Consider the following 13,785-nt stretch of genomic DNA (forward strand, 5'->3'; position numbering starts at 1 on the left):
CCGGTGGCATATGAGTTCTTTGCTGTTTTCCTGATATATGGTGAACAATCTCTTCTCAAATATCGGCGGTTCAGTTCGGCCGGGACGACGGGCTCGATGGGCGGCGAGTCGTTCCGGGTCGACCCGGATCAATCCCGATCGATCGGAACGTACCCCAAGTACTAAATGTATGAAAATATAATTCATCATTTGTTCTAGCCACATGAACGAGAAACGTAGAACGCTGCTCAAGGCGATGGGGGGAACGACTGCGCTCGCGGGCCTCGCGGGCTGTATCAGCACCGGCGGCGACGGCGGCGACGGGTCGGACGGCTCCGACGGCGGCGACGGGTCGGACGGCTCCGACGGCGGCGACGGCGGGTCCACCGGGTCCGCGCGGCTGTGGGTGGACCTCTCCGACGCCGAGGACGAGGCGCTGACCGGCTACATCGATCAGTACGAGTCCGACACGGGCAACACCATCAACAAGGAGGCCCCCGGCGGGGACCTCGACCAGCAGCTCGAGACCGCGATCCCGGCCGGCGACGGCCCCGACTCGTGGATCTGGGCGCACGACTGGGTCGGCCGGTTCGCCGTCCGCGAGGACCCGCCGTTCCTCTACGACGCGAGCGACGACGTCGACGTCTCGCTCGACAGCTACACGCAGGCGGCCCGCGAGGCCGCACAGTTCAACGGCTCGCTGTACGGGCTCCCGTTCGCCTCCGAGACCGTCGCGCTGTTCTACAACGAGGACATGGTCGACGAGCCGCCGGAGACGATGGAGGAGATGGTCTCGATCATGGAGGAGTACCACGACCCCGAGAACGGGGAGTACGGACTCTCCTACCCCGTGACCGACCCCTACTTCACCAGCGGCTTCATCCAGGCGTACGGCGGGAACATCTTCGACGAGGGGAACCTCGAAGTCGGCGTCGACAGCGACGCGTGTAAGCGGGGGATGGACGCCCTCGAGACGCTGTCCGACTACGTCCCCGCCGACCCCGGCTACGAGTCGCAGATCGTCGCGTTCGCCGACGGGCTCGCCCCGTTCGCGATCAACGGTCCGTGGGAGCTCGGCAACCTCAACGAGGAGATCGAGAACCTCGGCGTCACGACGCTGCCGACCGTCGACGGGAACCACCCGCGCTCGTACTCTGGCATCCAGCTGTTCTACTTCAGTTCGATGCTGGCGGACGCGGACCAGTCCACGGTCGACGCCGCGACCGGACTCGCCGAGTGGTACACCACCAACCAGGACGTCGTCCAGACCAACGCCGAGGAGCAGGGGTACATCCCCGTGCTCGCCGACGTGGTCGAGAACGACGACCTCTCTAGCGAGGTCAAGGCCTTCGCCGAGCAGGTCAACTACGGGGTCCCGATCCCGACGCACCCGGACATGGACAGCGTCTGGACGCCCGTGACCGACGCGCTCGAGCGCGTGTTCAACGACGAGCAGGACAGCGACGCCGCGCTCGACCAGGCAGCCTCCGAGATCCGGGAGGCGCTGTAGGCCCCTTCTCGGAGCGATGGCCTCTTCGCAACCCGGAACCGGCGTGAGCGGACTGGCGCGCCTCCGGTCGGCGCTGCCGTTCACCAGTCGCGACTGGGGGCTGCTCCTCGTCGCGCCCGGCGTGCTGCTCTTTTCGAGTTTCATGCTGTACCCCATCTTCTACCTCTTCTACATCTCGCTCACCGACGCGACGTTCGCCGGGTCGGTGATCGGGGGCGGCGCCGAGCTGATCGGGCTGGCGAACTACGTCCAGCTGATCGGCGACTCGCAGTTCTGGACGTCGATGACGACGACGTGGCTGTTCGTCGCCGTCTCGCTCGTGCTGAAGGTGATCCTCGCGGTCGGGATCGCGCTCCTGCTCAACCACGTGCGCGTCGCCGGGAAGCGCTACATGCGCGCGGCGGTGATCGTCCCGCTGGGGTTCCCCGGCATCTTCACGATCACCGTCTGGCGCGGCATGTTCAGCGACGCGCGCTTCGGCGTGTTCAACACGATCCTCGGCCGGTACAACGACATCATGGCGTCGCTGTCCGCGCCGCAGGCCTTGCTCTTCGACGTACCGATCGGGTTCCTCAGCGGTCGGTGGGAAGCGTTCTTCGCCTACGTCACCACGGAGGTGTGGCTGGCGTACCCGTTCATGGTGATCATCATCGTGAGCGCGCTCCAAGATGTCCCCCGGTCGCTCCACGAGGCCGCGATGGTCGACGGCGCGGGGGCGCTCCAGCGGTTCCGCACCGTGACGCTGCCGGCGATCAAGGGGCCGGTGCTGTTCGCGTCGATCCTCACGGCGGCCACGTCCTTCCAGCAGTTCCTGATCCCGTGGGTGTTCAACCAAGGGGGGCCGTCGAGACAGAACGAGCTGATCATCGTCTACGGCTACCGCGAGGCGATCACGTTCAACCAGTTCGGCCTGTCGGCGGCGATCCTGATCGTCGGCATCTCGTTCGTCGGGCTGTTCATGTACGTCGCCGTGCGCTACGGCGGCCTCGCCGAGGGGGTGGGTGACGAATGACCCCCCTCGACTCCGCCGCCGCGCTGGTCGCCTCGGTCGCGGCGCTCGTCCGGTCGAAGCTGACCGCGTTTGCGACCGCGCCGAAGCGACTCTCCGTGCTGATCCGGCGGGCGGTCTACGACGTCCGCACCGGGAAGCGAAGCTCGTGGGACGTGACGAAGAGCGTCCTGATGACGGCGTTCGGGCTCGCGATGGTGCTCGTGTTGCTGTTCCCGCTGTTCTGGATCACGACCGCGTCGCTCGCGGAGGGGACCCGGCTGTTCAACACGAGCGGCATCTTCCCGGACCCGTCGACGTACAACCTCGACGCGTACCGGTGGGTGATCTTCGAGTCCGACTTCTTCTTCGTCGACGGCGACTGGGGGTACCCCCAGCTCGTCCTCGGGGGGAGCGGCGGCCTGGTCAGCTTCCGGTGGGCCGGCACCGAGACCGGTCCGGGCGCGGTGTTCAATAGCCTCTACATCGTCAGCGTGACGCTCGCGGCCGGGTTCGGCATGATCGTCCCGGCGGCGTACGCGTTCTCGCGCCGGCAGTTCGTGGGGCGCAAGCGCATCCTCTACGGCTACGTCCTCTTCACGCAGATCGGTGCCGGGCTGTCGATCGCGACGCTCGTGGCGCTGTACTCGCTGTTCAGTTCCTACGGGCTCACGAACAACCTGTTCGTCCTCGGACTGTTCTACGCCGCGTCCGCGATCCCGTTCAACACCTGGCTGCTGAAGACGTACATGGACAACATCCCCGTCTCCTACGAGGAGGCGGCGATGGTCGACGGCGCGAGCTTCCTGGAGACGATCCGGGAGGTGATCATCCCGCTGACGAAGCCGGGGCTCGCCGTCGTGCTCATCTTCGTCTGGCTGGCCGGGTGGAACGAGTTCATCATCGCGCAGACGCTGCTGCGCCCGGAGAACTACCCGCTCTCGGTGGAGCTGTACAACATCGCGACCGAGGGCCGGTTCTCGACGCCGTGGACCCGCTTCGCGGCGTTCGCGAACCTGTTCGCGCTGCCGGTCGCGATCGTCTACTTCGCGGCCCAGCGCTCCGTCGAGGACGGCCTCTCGTTCGGCGGGATGGAAGGCTGAGGCGCCTTCCGACTCGCCTCTCTCCCTTCTCTCGTTCCGCTCCCTTTCGTCGCTCGGTACGCGCTCCCGAGCCCGCTCGCGATCAGTCGTCCGCGGTCGGCGTCGGCGGCGTTCCGGTGAGCCGGTCGCGGTCGTGCTCGGCCTCGAAGTCGAGATCCGGGCCGCGCGCGATGATCCCCGTGGGGGTCACGTCGGGGTGCGTGGTGTAGTAGTGCTCCTTGATGTGGGCCATGTTCACCGTCTCGGCGACGCCGTCGGTCTGGTAGACGTCGCGCAGGTACGGCCAGAGGTTGTCGTACTGGTGGACGAACTTCCGGTTACACATGAAGTGCGTGTGGTACACCTGGTCGAAGCGGACCAGGGTGGTGAACATACAGATGTCCGCCTCCGTCAGGGAGTCGCCGACGAGGTAGCGCCGGTCGGCGAGGTGCTCGTCGTACCGGTCTAGCGCGTCGAAGAGGTCGTCCATCGCGTCGTCGTAGGCGCTCTGGGAGGTGGCGAAGCCCGCGCGGTAGACGCCGTTGTTGATCGGCTCGTAGATGTCCGTGATGACCTCGTCGACCTCGGCGACGGTCGCTTCGTCGTCCGCGTCGGGGAGCAGCGAGACGCCGTTGCCGAGGTCCGCGAACGCGGTCGAGAGCATCCGGAGGATCTCCCGCGACTCGTTGTTGACGATGGTCTCCTCCTCGGTGTCGTACAGCACGGGAACGGTGACGCGGCAGGTGGCGTCGGGGTCGGCCGCGACGTACAGCTCGCGCAGGTAGTCGCTGTCGTGGAGGTGGTCGCGCGTACACCCGTCCTTCTCCGGGGTGAACTGCCAGCCGCCCTCGCCGCGGTACGGGTCGACGACCGAGACGCCGATCGCATCTTCGAGGCCCAGGAGCGACCGCGCGAGCAGGGTGCGGTGCGCCCACGGGCACGCGTACGAGACGTACAGGTGATAGCGGCCGGCCTCCGGCTGGAAGCGCTCGTCCGGCTCCGCGTCGACGTGGTCCGGCACGTCGCTGCCGGCGACCCAGCTCCGGAACGTCGTCTCGCCGCGTTGGAACGCGCCCTCCTCGTCGGTCGTCTCGTAGGTGTCCGTTCGCCACTCGCCGTTCACGAGCTGATTCATGGACAGTAGTTGTGCTTCGACCCCTATAACGTGGCCGGGGACACGCGTGTCACCCGTCGAACGAAGCGTGAGTGTGTGAGTGGTGATCCGCTCGTTCACGACCGAGTGACGACGGGTTGGTGGGGAACAGATCGATGGCGAACACTCCCAAAGCCCCAGCCACCGCGACCGCAGCCTCACGCCTCCCCAGCCTCGCGGTTCGCGCTCTCCGAGCGCTCACCGCTCCCTCGCGCGTGCTCCTCGCGGCCGCCGAGGGCGGCCGCTCGCAGGCACGCGCCACCGCAGTCGATGGGTGGCATCGCCGTCCCGGTGGCTTTTCCTCGTCGCTCGCGTGTCACGACGCATGACCGACGCAGACGCGGCGGCGGCGACGGTCGCGGTCGTCGGCGGCGGCGCGGTCGGCGTCACGACCGCCCACGACCTCGCGGTGCGGGGCGCCGACGTGACCCTCTACGAGCGCGGCGAGTTGGCGGCCGCGAGCTCCGGCCGCGCGGCGGGGCTCCTCTACGACGCCTACGCCGAGGACGTCGACGCCGCGGTCGGCGCCCGCTCGATCGAACGGTTCCGCGCGTTCGACCGGTCGCTGCCCGGCTTCTCGTTCTCGCCGTGCCCGTACGTGATCGCGGTGCGCGAGGGCGACCCCGACGCCGACGCCGTCCCGGCGATGGTCGAGCGCATGCGCGACCACGGCCGCGACGTCGCGCTCGTCGACCCCGCCGCGCTCGGCGAGCGGTTCCCGTCGCTCCGCACCGACGACCTCGACGTCGCCGCCGTGGCCGAGGGGGCCGGGTGGACCGACCCGCCGAGCTACGTCCGCGCGCTCGCCGAGCGCGCCGCCGGCGAGGGGGTCGCGATCGAGACGGAGACCGCCGTCGCGCTCGGGCCGCGGACCGACGCGGGACGAGCACTCCGGGTCCGCGACGTTGGAGTCGACGAGAGTCCGGGGACCGAAACGCCCGCCTTCGACGCGGTCGTCGTCGCCGCCGGGGCGCACACGCGATCGCTGCTCGCGGACGCGGGCGTCTCCGTCCCCGTCGTCCCCTACCGGGTTCAGGCGCTCGTGGCCCGGAGCGACTACGCGGGGCCGATGGTCTACGACGCCACCGCGGAGGCGTACCTCCGCCCGCACCCGGAGGGGCTGCTCGCGGGCGACGGCACCGAGCCGGTCCCGGCGGACCCGGACGACTACCGCCGGGAGGCGGACGACTGGTTCCGCGAGGACGTCGCCGGCGTCGTTAACGGGCGCCTCGCTCGCGTCGGCCGCCCCGACGACGCCGGGGGACTCGAGTCGGGCCTCCCCGACGCGCGGGCGTGGGCCGGGCTCTGTACCGCGACGCCCGACGGCGACCCGCTCGTCGGGCCGGTCGACGCAGAGGACGAGGCCCCGACGCTCTTCGTCGCCGCGGGCTGGCAGGGCCACGGGTTCATGCGCGCGCCGGCCGTCGGCGAAGTGGTCGCCGAGGGCGTGCTCGCGTCGCTCGCGGGCGTCGCGTTCGACGGTCCGGAATCGCCGTGGATCGGCGCGTTCGACCCCGGACGGTTCGACGGGACCGAGTCGTTCGAGATCGCCGAGGGGATGTCGCTGTCGAGCCGGACCGAGGAAGAGTGAAGAGAAGGCGGAGTCGGCCGGGCGGGGCCGGCCAAGCGGCGGTCAGTCGTCCTCTTCGACGACGTCGACGTCGGCGGAGCCGCCGCGCTTGGGGATCTCGACGTGGAGCGTCCCGTTGCGCGTGAGCGTCGCGTTCGCGCCCTCGGGCGTCACGTCGGCGTCGCGGGGGAGGTCGACGCTGCCGGACAGCGAGACGCCGCGGCCCGGGAACACGAGGTCGTGGCCGTCGTAGAAGTCGCGGAAGCGTTCGAGGGTGACCTCGACGGTGCGGTCGAGGAAGGTCACGTCGACGTCCTCGCCGCGGACGCCGGGGGCGTCGAAGACCACGAGATAGGCGTCGTCGCTCTCGAGGAGGTCGTGCGAGAGCGGGCGGCGCTCCTGGACGCGGCCCCACCCGCGACCGAGGCGTTCGAGGGCGCTTCGGAGCGCGGACCGACCGCTTTCGACGAGTCCGCTCACGGCTCACACCTCGATTTCGACGAGGTCGCTCCCGCCGCAGTACGGACACGAGAGGTCCCCGACCGCGTGGTCGTCGGGCACGTCGTACGTGTAGTGGTTCTCGAACATGTCGAGCTCGCAGTCGTCGCTGACGCACTTGACCTCCATCGTCGATGGCATACGCGGACGTAGTATCGGCGGCGGCTTAAACGGCGTGGCGGCGGCGACCCGGGTGCGCGAAACGCGCGGCGCGGCGGTCAGAGCCGTACGCGGCAACCCGATCAGAGCCCCGCACCACGCATGCGCTCCGGAACGACGGTTCGCTCCGCGAGGAGCACGACGGAGGTCCCGAACGCGATGCCGGCAGCGAATCCCGGGCCGTACGGGAAGAGCCTCGGCGCGAACGCGAGCGCGACGCCGAGCCAGACGATCGCGACGAGGACCGCGGCGCCCGCTGCGACGTACGCCAGCGTCTCGTACCGGTCCGGCGGGAGTCGGTCCCGCGCCAGCCACGCGAGCGGGCCGACGAGGAGCGCGGTGATGACCGCCCACGCGGCCGCGGAGCCCCACGGACGCGGGTCGGCGCCGTAGAACTGCGCTGCGCCGAACGCGCAGACGAGGGAGACTGCGAGGTACTGTCCGAACCGCTGCCGGCGAGCGGGCGTATCGGAGGGCACGAGTGGCGGTTCCGGGCGATAGCTTATAACCGATCGGGCCGCCGCGTTCCGCGCCGTCCGCTCCGCCCCGTCGTTCCGCACGCTTTTCCCGTCTCGGTCGAGTACGAACGGTAACATGACCGATTCGCCCGCGTCGGCCCGGGGGTCGCTCCCGGCCGACCCGAACGACCTCTCCGTCACCGTCGTCGACGGGTACGTCGACGAGCCGGCCCACTTCGGCGTCCCGCCGTACCTCTCGACGTACCCCCGGTACACGGCCGGCGCGCTCGTCGACGCCGGCGTCCCGGAGTCGCAGATCACCTACCACACCATCGACGAGCTCCGCGACGACCGGAGCAAGCACGCCGACGTGGCCGACGCCGACCTCATGGTCTACGTCGGCGGGATGACGGTCCCCGGGAAGTACGTCGGCGGCACGCCCGCCGAGCCCGACGAGGTGCGCGAGCTCGGCTGGACCGCGGACGGCGTGACCCTGCTCGGCGGCCCGGTGCGCTTCGGCGTCGGCGAGGAGAACGCGGGCGCACAGGAGACCCAGCGCGACGACCTCGACTACGACTTCGTCGCGATGGGCGACGTGGAGGCCGCGGCCCACGACCTCGTCCGCGAGGGGTTAGAGGGGTACGGCAACCGGATGCGGACGAACGAGGAGGTCGACCGCTGGGCGCGGCAGGGGGCGTTCGTCGTCGAGCAGCACCCGAACCACCCCGACTACCTCATCTGCGAGATGGAGACCTCACGCGGGTGCGCGTACCGGTGCTCGTTCTGTACGGAGCCGCTGTACGGCGATCCGGCGTTCCGCGCGGCGCGGTCGGTCGTCGGCGAGGTCGACGCGCTCTCGAACCGGGGGGTCAGACACTTCCGGCTCGGGCGGCAGGCCGACATCCTCGCGTTCGGCGGGGACGGCGAGGCGCCGAACCCCGACGCCCTCCGGGAGCTGTACGGCGGGATCCGCGAGGTCGCGCCCGACCTCCGGACGCTCCACCTCGACAACATGAACCCGGTGACGATCACGGACTACCCGGAGGCGTCCCGGGAGGCGATCCGGGTCATCGCCGAGCACAACACCCCCGGCGACACGGCCGCGTTCGGGCTCGAGTCGGCCGATCCGGTCGTCCAGGAAGAGAACAACCTCCTCGTCACCGCCGAGGAGTGCCTGGAGGCCGTCCGCGTCGTCAACGAGGAGGGCGGCTGGCGGCCGGGAGACGGTCCCGAGACGACGCCGGGCGACGCGAGCCGCGTCACGGGGCCGTCGACCGGCCCGGACGCCTCGCCGCGGCTGCCGAAGCTCCTCCCCGGGATCAACCTCGTCCACGGGCTGACCGGCGAGCGCCCGGAGACGTACGAGCACAACAAGCGCTTCCTCCAGACGGTGTACGACGAGGGGCTGATGCTCCGCCGGATCAACATCCGGCAGGTGATGGCGTTCGCGGGCACGGAGATGGCCGAGACCGGGGCCGAGGTCGCACAGGAGCACAAAGACCAGTTCCAGGCGTACAAGCGCGAGGTGCGCGAGACCATCGACAACCCGATGCTCGACCGCGTCGTCCCGCCGGGGACCGTCCTCCCGGACGTGTACCTAGAGTACCACCAGGACGGCAAGACGTTCGGCCGCCAACTCGGCACGTACGCGCTCCTCGTCGCGGTCCCGGGCGAGCGCGAGCTCGGCACCAGCATCGACGTGGCGATCACGGACCACGGCTACCGCTCCGTCACGGGCGTCCCGTACCCGCTCGACGTCAACGCGGCGTCGATGGACGAGCTCACCGCGATCCCCGGGATCAACCGGAGTCGGGCCGGCGATGTCGTCGTCGGCCGCCCCTACGACTCGGTCGACGCGGTCGACGCCGGGGTCGCCGACCTCGGGGCGTACGCGGTCGCCGGCGACACCGACGTGCCGATCCCCGGCCGCGAGCGCCCCGGGTCCGGCCCCGGCCCGGCCGCGCGGTCGCCGCTCGGTCGCGGGGACTGAGCGATGTCCGTCGACGATTCCGGCGACGCCGACCGCCTCGACGACCCCGCGGTCACCCGGGTCGAGGTGCCGGTCGACACGCGCGCGCCGGGCGGCGCGACGAACGCGTACCTGCTCGACGGCCTCCTCGTCGATCCGGCGGCCCGGACCGACGCGCTCGACGCGGCGCTCGCGGAGCGCGGCTCGGTCGACGCGGACGCCCCGTCCGTCGAGGCGATCGCGGTCACCCACGCCCACCCGGACCACGTCGGCGCGGTCGCCGACTACGCCGCCCTGACGGACGCGACCGTCGTCGCCCGCGAGGGCCACGCGGACCGGTTCGCCTCGGCCGCCGGGATCGACCCGGACGAGACTGTCGCGCCGGGCGAGACGGTCGCCGACACGGCGGTCCGCGCGGTCGACACGCCCGGGCACGCGCCGGACCACCTCGCGTTCGCCGCAGGCGGCGACGCGGGTGCGGGATCGGAGCGATCGGTGCTGTGTTGCGGCGACCTCGCCGTCGCCGAGGGGAGCGTCGCGGTCGCCGCGCCCGAGGGCGACCTCGCCGCGTACCTCGCGAGCCTCGAACGCGTGCTCGACGCCGGCTACGACCGCCTCCTCCCCGGACACGGCCCGGCGATCGACGACCCGAGGGCGACCTGCCGGCGGCTGATAGATCACCGACTCGATCGCGAGCGCGACGTGATCGCCGCGATCGACGGCGGCGCGGCGGACGTGGACGCCGTGATGCACGGCGCGTACGAGAAGGACCTCTCCGGGGTGCGGGACCTCGCGCGGGCGACGGTCGCCGCGCACGTCGAGAAGCTGGTCGCCGAGGGGCGGATCGACGGGACGTGGCGCGCTCGCTTGGCGGACGCGGGCCTCGACTGAGCCGCTCGTCGTCCCGACCGCTCTGGCTACGGCTCCGCTTCGAGCTCGCCGACGACCCCTGAGAGCGGCGTCTCCGTCACGTCAACGAAGCGACCGCCGGCCGCGACGATCCCCCCGTCGGTCTCCGCGTCGTCGCCGACGTGGACGAGCCCGGTCGTCGCGGTCCCGAGCGCCTCCGCCGCGGCCTCGAACGCGGAGGGGTGGGGTTTGCGCCAGCCGCAGCCGACGCTCGTCGTGACCGCGTCGAACTCGCCGCGGAGCCCGGCGCGGATCAGCGTCCGCGGGACCAGCTCCGGGACGGCGCAGTTGGAGAGCAGCCCGACCGGCCCGCGCTCGGCCGCGCCGCGGACCGCGTCGAGCGCGCCGTCGCGTCGGGTCACGTCCGGGTCGAACGCGGCGATCACGGCGTGCCTGGCGACGTTCCGCTCCGCGTCGACGTCGCGGGAGTCGAGCGCGCGGGCGACGTGCGCTGGGAGGGGGACCTCCGCGCCGGCCGGCGCCTCGACGTGTTTCTCGCCGTACGCGACGTGCCAGTCGTCGGGGACCGCCACGCCGCGGGACTCCAGTTCGCGCGCGACCGCTTCCGCCGGGTCGGACGGGTACTCGACGTCGACGAGGGTCCCGAAGAGATCGAAGGTGACTGCCACGATACCACCGTTAGGGACAAACCCGGATTGAACCTGTCGGTCGGGGGAACGCGTGCCGACGCCGGTCGTTCGCGGCGTCGTCGCCCTCAGAACAGGGAGCCGAAGTGAAGCGTGACCAGCCGGTAGAGTCCGGTCACCCACGCGCACAGCCACAACACCATGAAGCCCGCGACGCCGGCCCGGAGCCGCTTCCGCCAGTGGCCCATGTCCTCGTGGATCTCGTCGATGTCGACGTCGAGGTCCTCGTAGGCGTCCGCGTTGCGCTTCGCCTGGAAGATGCGCACGATCCCGGTGAGCGCGAACGCGAGCAGGGCGTACGCCTGAACGCCGAAGAACGCGTGGAGGATCGCCATCCCGCTCACCTGCTCGAGGACCCGCGGGACCATCCACGTGACGATCGGCGTCGTCGTGAGGACCAGTCCGACGACGATGTACCGCAGGTGTCGCATCAACACGTTCCACGACACCGTCTCCGCGTCGATCATGATCCAGGCGCCGTACAGCAAGAACGGGAAGCTCGCCGTCACGGACAGCCCGGCGACCGCCGCGATGACCGACTCGTCGACCATACCGACGGTACGTCCTCCGGCGCGTAAAGCCCCCCGATCCGTGCCCGTCGGGGCGTCCGCCCGACGCGCGGTGCCCGGGTTCCCGACCCCGGAGCACGGACGAAAACAGTTAGCGTCAGGAGCACGTATCGACGGCGTAATGGAAGACACCTCGACGCGGTCGGAGCCGGATTCGCCGCCCCCGGAGTCCGCCGACCCGGCGGCAGACGGCCCGGAGGGCGCCGATCCGGAGCCCGAAGCCGGTCACGACGACATCGAGGCGCTCCGCGAGCGGGTCGAGTCCGAGTACGACTTCGACGACTTCGGCCCGTCGGACATGGCCCGGATGAGCGCCGAGGAGTGGGACGCGGCCTTCGATCCCGACACGTGGATCACCGGCGACCGGCTCCTCGACCGGGTCGACGCCGAGCTGAAGTCGCGGATCGCGACCCGAGACGTGTTCGGCGTCTTAGAGCGGGTCCGCGAGGACGGCGAGGAGCGCATCCTCGTCTACTCCGACGAAGGGTACGCGATCATCCGCCCCACGGGCGAGGTGCGCGGCGAGGGGACGGTGCTCCGGGACATCGAGCCGGTCGTCGCGCTGGCGGCGATGGACTCGTACGAGGTCCCCGAGCCGCCCGACGACTGGTCGCTCCCCCACCCCGACAGCGTTCCGGAGGGGTCGGGCGAGTTCGGCAACCTCCTGATACAGGTCGTCGCCGGGGTCCAGGTGCTCGCCGGCGCGGCGCTCCTCGTCGCGACCGCCGTGACCGACCTCGGGACCATCGTCGCGCCCGCGATGGGCATCGTGTTCCTGCTCGTCGGCGTCTTCCTGTTCGCGATGGTGGCGAACGCGCGGCTCTCCGACCGGTTCCGATCGGAGGAGTATCGGGACCGGCTGCGGGCGCTCCGCGAGGCGAAAGAGCGCCCCGAGTTCGTCCCCGTCGAGGACGGCGTCGTGACCGACGAGGAGGGCGCTGCGACCGACCGCGACCGGAACGAGTAATACGCCGATTTCGGCGGTCTCAGGCCCTACAGACACCTCCACGTCGGCGGTTTCAGTCGGTGGGTTTAAGCGCACCCCGTCCTGAGTGAAACTGTATGAAAAGGCGGGACTTCGTGCGGACGGCCGGCGGCGCGACCGCCGCCGTCGCGGCCTCCGCCGGGGCGACCGGAACGGCGGCTGCGCAGGAGGTACAGCCCGACTGGCCGAGCGGCGCTTCGAGCGGCAACGTCGGGTCGTACACCGACGCCCGCGGCCAAGACGAGGTAACGATCTCCGTGGGGGCCGGGAGCAACGGCCTCGCGTTCGACCCGACGCTGGTGTGGGTCGACGAGGGCACGACGATCACCTGGGAGTGGACCGGCGCCGGCGGCGACCACAACGTCCAGACGGTCGACGACGGCGGCCCGGCCAGCCTCGACAGCGGGAGTCCCGTCGGGGAGGAGGGGGCCACCTACGAGTACGAGACGTCGAGCGAGGACGCCGGCATCACCCACTACCACTGCGTCCCCCACACGGCGGTCGGCATGCACGGCGGCATCGCCGTCGGCGAGGACGTCGCCACCGTCGAGGTCGGCGGCGGTGCCAACACCGGGTGGCCCGAAGACATCGCCAAGGTCGGCGTCCCGCTTCACGCCCACTGGGTCGGTATCTCCGCGATCCTCGGTATCGGCCTGACATTCGTCTTCACCTTCTACATGCTCAAGTACGGTGAGTCGGCGCACACCGGCCACGGAGGTGCCAGATGAGCTCCGGAAACTCGTCGTACGGCGACATCCACCGGTACGAGCCGGCCCGCGAGAGCACGGCGGCCGCGATCGCGATCGTCCTGCTCACCGTCATCGAGGTCGTGTTCGTCGCGCTGTTCACCTACGGACTGATGTCGGCGTGGGCGTCGACGGAGGCCGGGAACATGTTCGTCGGCGCGCTGCTGGCGTTCATCTTCATCGACCTCGCGTTCATCCTGCTGCTCTACCGGAAGGAGTTCCTGCCGGACGTGATGATCGTGAAGAAACGCCGCCGCAAGTGGGAGGACCTGTACGTCCGCGAGGAGGACAAGGACGGCAAGACCTTCGACACCGGCGGTCTCGCGGACACGCTGAAGCGCGCGGTGTACCCGTACTACAAGAAGTGATTCGACAATGAGTCTGAAAAAACAAGACGACATGGACCACAACGCGTGGCTCAAGAGTCAGGACCTCACGGCCATCGAGACGGCCTTCCTGACGACGCTCATCTGGCTTGACAAGCGGCTCCGCATCGTCGACTACCTCGAGCTGCTCGAGACGATGTACTACCGCGCGAACCTCCAGATGCCGAAGAGCCACAC

At 70.3% G+C, this 13,785-nt stretch carries 16 protein-coding genes and 1 pseudogene; 10 read left to right on the plus strand and 7 right to left on the minus strand.

All coding sequences use genetic code 11. The annotated features are described in order from the left end of the window. The first annotated feature begins 202 nt into the window (after positions 1-202). Genes Q0116_RS02870 through Q0116_RS02880 form a run of 3 tightly spaced genes read left to right on the plus strand, consistent with a single transcriptional unit; the run spans position 203 to position 3,580 of the window. Positions 203-1,489: an extracellular solute-binding protein gene (locus tag Q0116_RS02870; protein WP_297885341.1), complete on the plus strand. Its 1,287-nt coding sequence runs from the start codon at positions 203-205 to the stop codon at positions 1,487-1,489. Between the two features lie 16 nt (positions 1,490-1,505). Then, on the plus strand, positions 1,506-2,501 hold the full coding sequence (locus Q0116_RS02875; protein WP_297885343.1) for a carbohydrate ABC transporter permease: 996 nt from the start codon (positions 1,506-1,508) through the stop codon (positions 2,499-2,501). After that, positions 2,498-3,580: a sugar ABC transporter permease gene (locus Q0116_RS02880; protein ID WP_297885345.1), complete on the plus strand. Its 1,083-nt coding sequence runs from the start codon at positions 2,498-2,500 to the stop codon at positions 3,578-3,580. Before Q0116_RS02875 ends, Q0116_RS02880 begins: the two co-directional genes overlap by 4 nt. Before the next feature lie 82 nt (positions 3,581-3,662). On the opposite strand, the gene Q0116_RS02885 is transcribed toward Q0116_RS02880, so the two are convergent. Both Q0116_RS02885 and Q0116_RS02890 read right to left on the minus strand, forming a co-directional pair. Next, positions 3,663-4,694, minus strand: coding sequence for a glutathione S-transferase family protein (locus tag Q0116_RS02885; protein WP_297885347.1), 1,032 nt, complete (start codon positions 4,692-4,694; stop codon positions 3,663-3,665). A gap of 176 nt (positions 4,695-4,870) precedes the next feature. Next, complete coding sequence (locus Q0116_RS02890) at positions 4,871-4,993, minus strand: hypothetical protein (RefSeq protein ID WP_297885348.1); 123 nt, start codon at positions 4,991-4,993, stop codon at positions 4,871-4,873. 44 nt (positions 4,994-5,037) lie between these two features. Between Q0116_RS02890 and Q0116_RS02895 the strand changes: the two genes are divergently transcribed. Then, a complete protein-coding gene (locus tag Q0116_RS02895) occupies positions 5,038-6,303 on the plus strand; it encodes an FAD-binding oxidoreductase (protein WP_297885350.1) in 1,266 nt (421 codons plus the stop codon). A gap of 42 nt (positions 6,304-6,345) precedes the next feature. Here the strand turns inward: Q0116_RS02895 and Q0116_RS02900 are convergent, their stop codons facing one another. The 3 genes from Q0116_RS02900 to Q0116_RS02910 form a co-directional block, all read right to left on the minus strand. After that, the gene (locus Q0116_RS02900; protein ID WP_297885352.1) at positions 6,346-6,762 is read right to left on the minus strand and encodes an Hsp20/alpha crystallin family protein; all 417 of its coding nucleotides are present in this window, start codon (positions 6,760-6,762) and stop codon (positions 6,346-6,348) included. A 3-nt stretch (positions 6,763-6,765) separates the two neighbouring features. Then, positions 6,766-6,921, minus strand: a complete 156-nt coding sequence (locus Q0116_RS02905) for a hypothetical protein (protein ID WP_006114342.1) — start codon at positions 6,919-6,921, stop codon at positions 6,766-6,768. Positions 6,922-7,022: 101 nt separating this feature from the next. Beyond that, positions 7,023-7,418 carry a hypothetical protein gene (locus Q0116_RS02910; RefSeq protein WP_297885356.1) on the minus strand — a complete coding sequence of 132 codons (396 nt, stop codon included), beginning with the start codon at positions 7,416-7,418 and terminating at the stop codon, positions 7,023-7,025. Between the two features lie 115 nt (positions 7,419-7,533). Here Q0116_RS02910 and Q0116_RS02915 point away from each other — a divergent pair, with 115 nt between their 5' ends. Continuing rightward, positions 7,534-9,387 (plus strand): radical SAM protein, encoded by a 1,854-nt coding sequence (locus Q0116_RS02915; protein ID WP_297885358.1) that lies wholly within the window; start codon positions 7,534-7,536, stop codon positions 9,385-9,387. A 3-nt stretch (positions 9,388-9,390) separates the two neighbouring features. Next, entirely contained in the window at positions 9,391-10,257 is an 867-nt protein-coding gene (locus Q0116_RS02920; RefSeq protein ID WP_297885360.1) for an MBL fold metallo-hydrolase, read from the plus strand. 26 nt (positions 10,258-10,283) lie between these two features. Here Q0116_RS02920 and Q0116_RS02925 read toward each other — a convergent pair whose 3' ends face one another. Both Q0116_RS02925 and Q0116_RS02930 read right to left on the minus strand, forming a co-directional pair. Further along, positions 10,284-10,904: an HAD family hydrolase gene (locus Q0116_RS02925; RefSeq protein ID WP_297885362.1), complete on the minus strand. Its 621-nt coding sequence runs from the start codon at positions 10,902-10,904 to the stop codon at positions 10,284-10,286. 86 nt (positions 10,905-10,990) lie between these two features. Beyond that, a complete protein-coding gene (locus Q0116_RS02930; protein WP_297885364.1) occupies positions 10,991-11,473 on the minus strand; it encodes a hypothetical protein in 483 nt (160 codons plus the stop codon). 139 nt (positions 11,474-11,612) lie between these two features. Here Q0116_RS02930 and Q0116_RS02935 point away from each other — a divergent pair, with 139 nt between their 5' ends. The 4 genes and pseudogenes from Q0116_RS02935 to Q0116_RS02950 all read left to right on the plus strand — a co-directional run. Next, positions 11,613-12,458, plus strand: a complete 846-nt coding sequence (locus Q0116_RS02935; RefSeq protein ID WP_297885365.1) for a hypothetical protein — start codon at positions 11,613-11,615, stop codon at positions 12,456-12,458. A gap of 95 nt (positions 12,459-12,553) precedes the next feature. Next, positions 12,554-13,204: a halocyanin domain-containing protein gene (locus Q0116_RS02940; RefSeq protein ID WP_297885366.1), complete on the plus strand. Its 651-nt coding sequence runs from the start codon at positions 12,554-12,556 to the stop codon at positions 13,202-13,204. Next, positions 13,201-13,590: a hypothetical protein gene (locus Q0116_RS02945; RefSeq protein ID WP_297885368.1), complete on the plus strand. Its 390-nt coding sequence runs from the start codon at positions 13,201-13,203 to the stop codon at positions 13,588-13,590. Before Q0116_RS02940 ends, Q0116_RS02945 begins: the two co-directional genes overlap by 4 nt. A gap of 7 nt (positions 13,591-13,597) precedes the next feature. Then, positions 13,598-13,785: pseudogene (locus Q0116_RS02950) on the plus strand (cytochrome bc complex cytochrome b subunit); the annotation flags it as partial.

This window comes from uncultured Halorubrum sp., assembly GCF_937146585.1.
Classification (GTDB): domain Archaea; phylum Halobacteriota; class Halobacteria; order Halobacteriales; family Haloferacaceae; genus Halorubrum; species Halorubrum miltondacostae.

Excerpts from the sequence above, each read along its gene's own strand:
- Q0116_RS02930 (WP_297885364.1), bottom strand. The coding sequence starts at position 11,473 with ATGGTCGACGAGTCGGTCATCGCGGCGGTCGCCGGGCTGTCCGTGACG.
- Q0116_RS02870 (WP_297885341.1), top strand. The coding sequence starts at position 203 with ATGAACGAGAAACGTAGAACGCTGCTCAAGGCGATGGGGGGAACGACT.
- Q0116_RS02935 (WP_297885365.1), top strand. The coding sequence starts at position 11,613 with ATGGAAGACACCTCGACGCGGTCGGAGCCGGATTCGCCGCCCCCGGAG.
- Q0116_RS02880 (WP_297885345.1), top strand. The coding sequence starts at position 2,498 with ATGACCCCCCTCGACTCCGCCGCCGCGCTGGTCGCCTCGGTCGCGGCG.
- Q0116_RS02940 (WP_297885366.1), top strand. The coding sequence starts at position 12,554 with ATGAAAAGGCGGGACTTCGTGCGGACGGCCGGCGGCGCGACCGCCGCC.
- Q0116_RS02915 (WP_297885358.1), top strand. The coding sequence starts at position 7,534 with ATGACCGATTCGCCCGCGTCGGCCCGGGGGTCGCTCCCGGCCGACCCG.
- Q0116_RS02905 (WP_006114342.1), bottom strand. The coding sequence starts at position 6,921 with ATGCCATCGACGATGGAGGTCAAGTGCGTCAGCGACGACTGCGAGCTC.
- Q0116_RS02945 (WP_297885368.1), top strand. The coding sequence starts at position 13,201 with ATGAGCTCCGGAAACTCGTCGTACGGCGACATCCACCGGTACGAGCCG.
- Q0116_RS02885 (WP_297885347.1), bottom strand. The coding sequence starts at position 4,694 with ATGAATCAGCTCGTGAACGGCGAGTGGCGAACGGACACCTACGAGACG.
- Q0116_RS02875 (WP_297885343.1), top strand. The coding sequence starts at position 1,506 with ATGGCCTCTTCGCAACCCGGAACCGGCGTGAGCGGACTGGCGCGCCTC.
- Q0116_RS02890 (WP_297885348.1), bottom strand. The coding sequence starts at position 4,993 with ATGCCACCCATCGACTGCGGTGGCGCGTGCCTGCGAGCGGCCGCCCTC.
- Q0116_RS02895 (WP_297885350.1), top strand. The coding sequence starts at position 5,038 with ATGACCGACGCAGACGCGGCGGCGGCGACGGTCGCGGTCGTCGGCGGC.
- Q0116_RS02920 (WP_297885360.1), top strand. The coding sequence starts at position 9,391 with ATGTCCGTCGACGATTCCGGCGACGCCGACCGCCTCGACGACCCCGCG.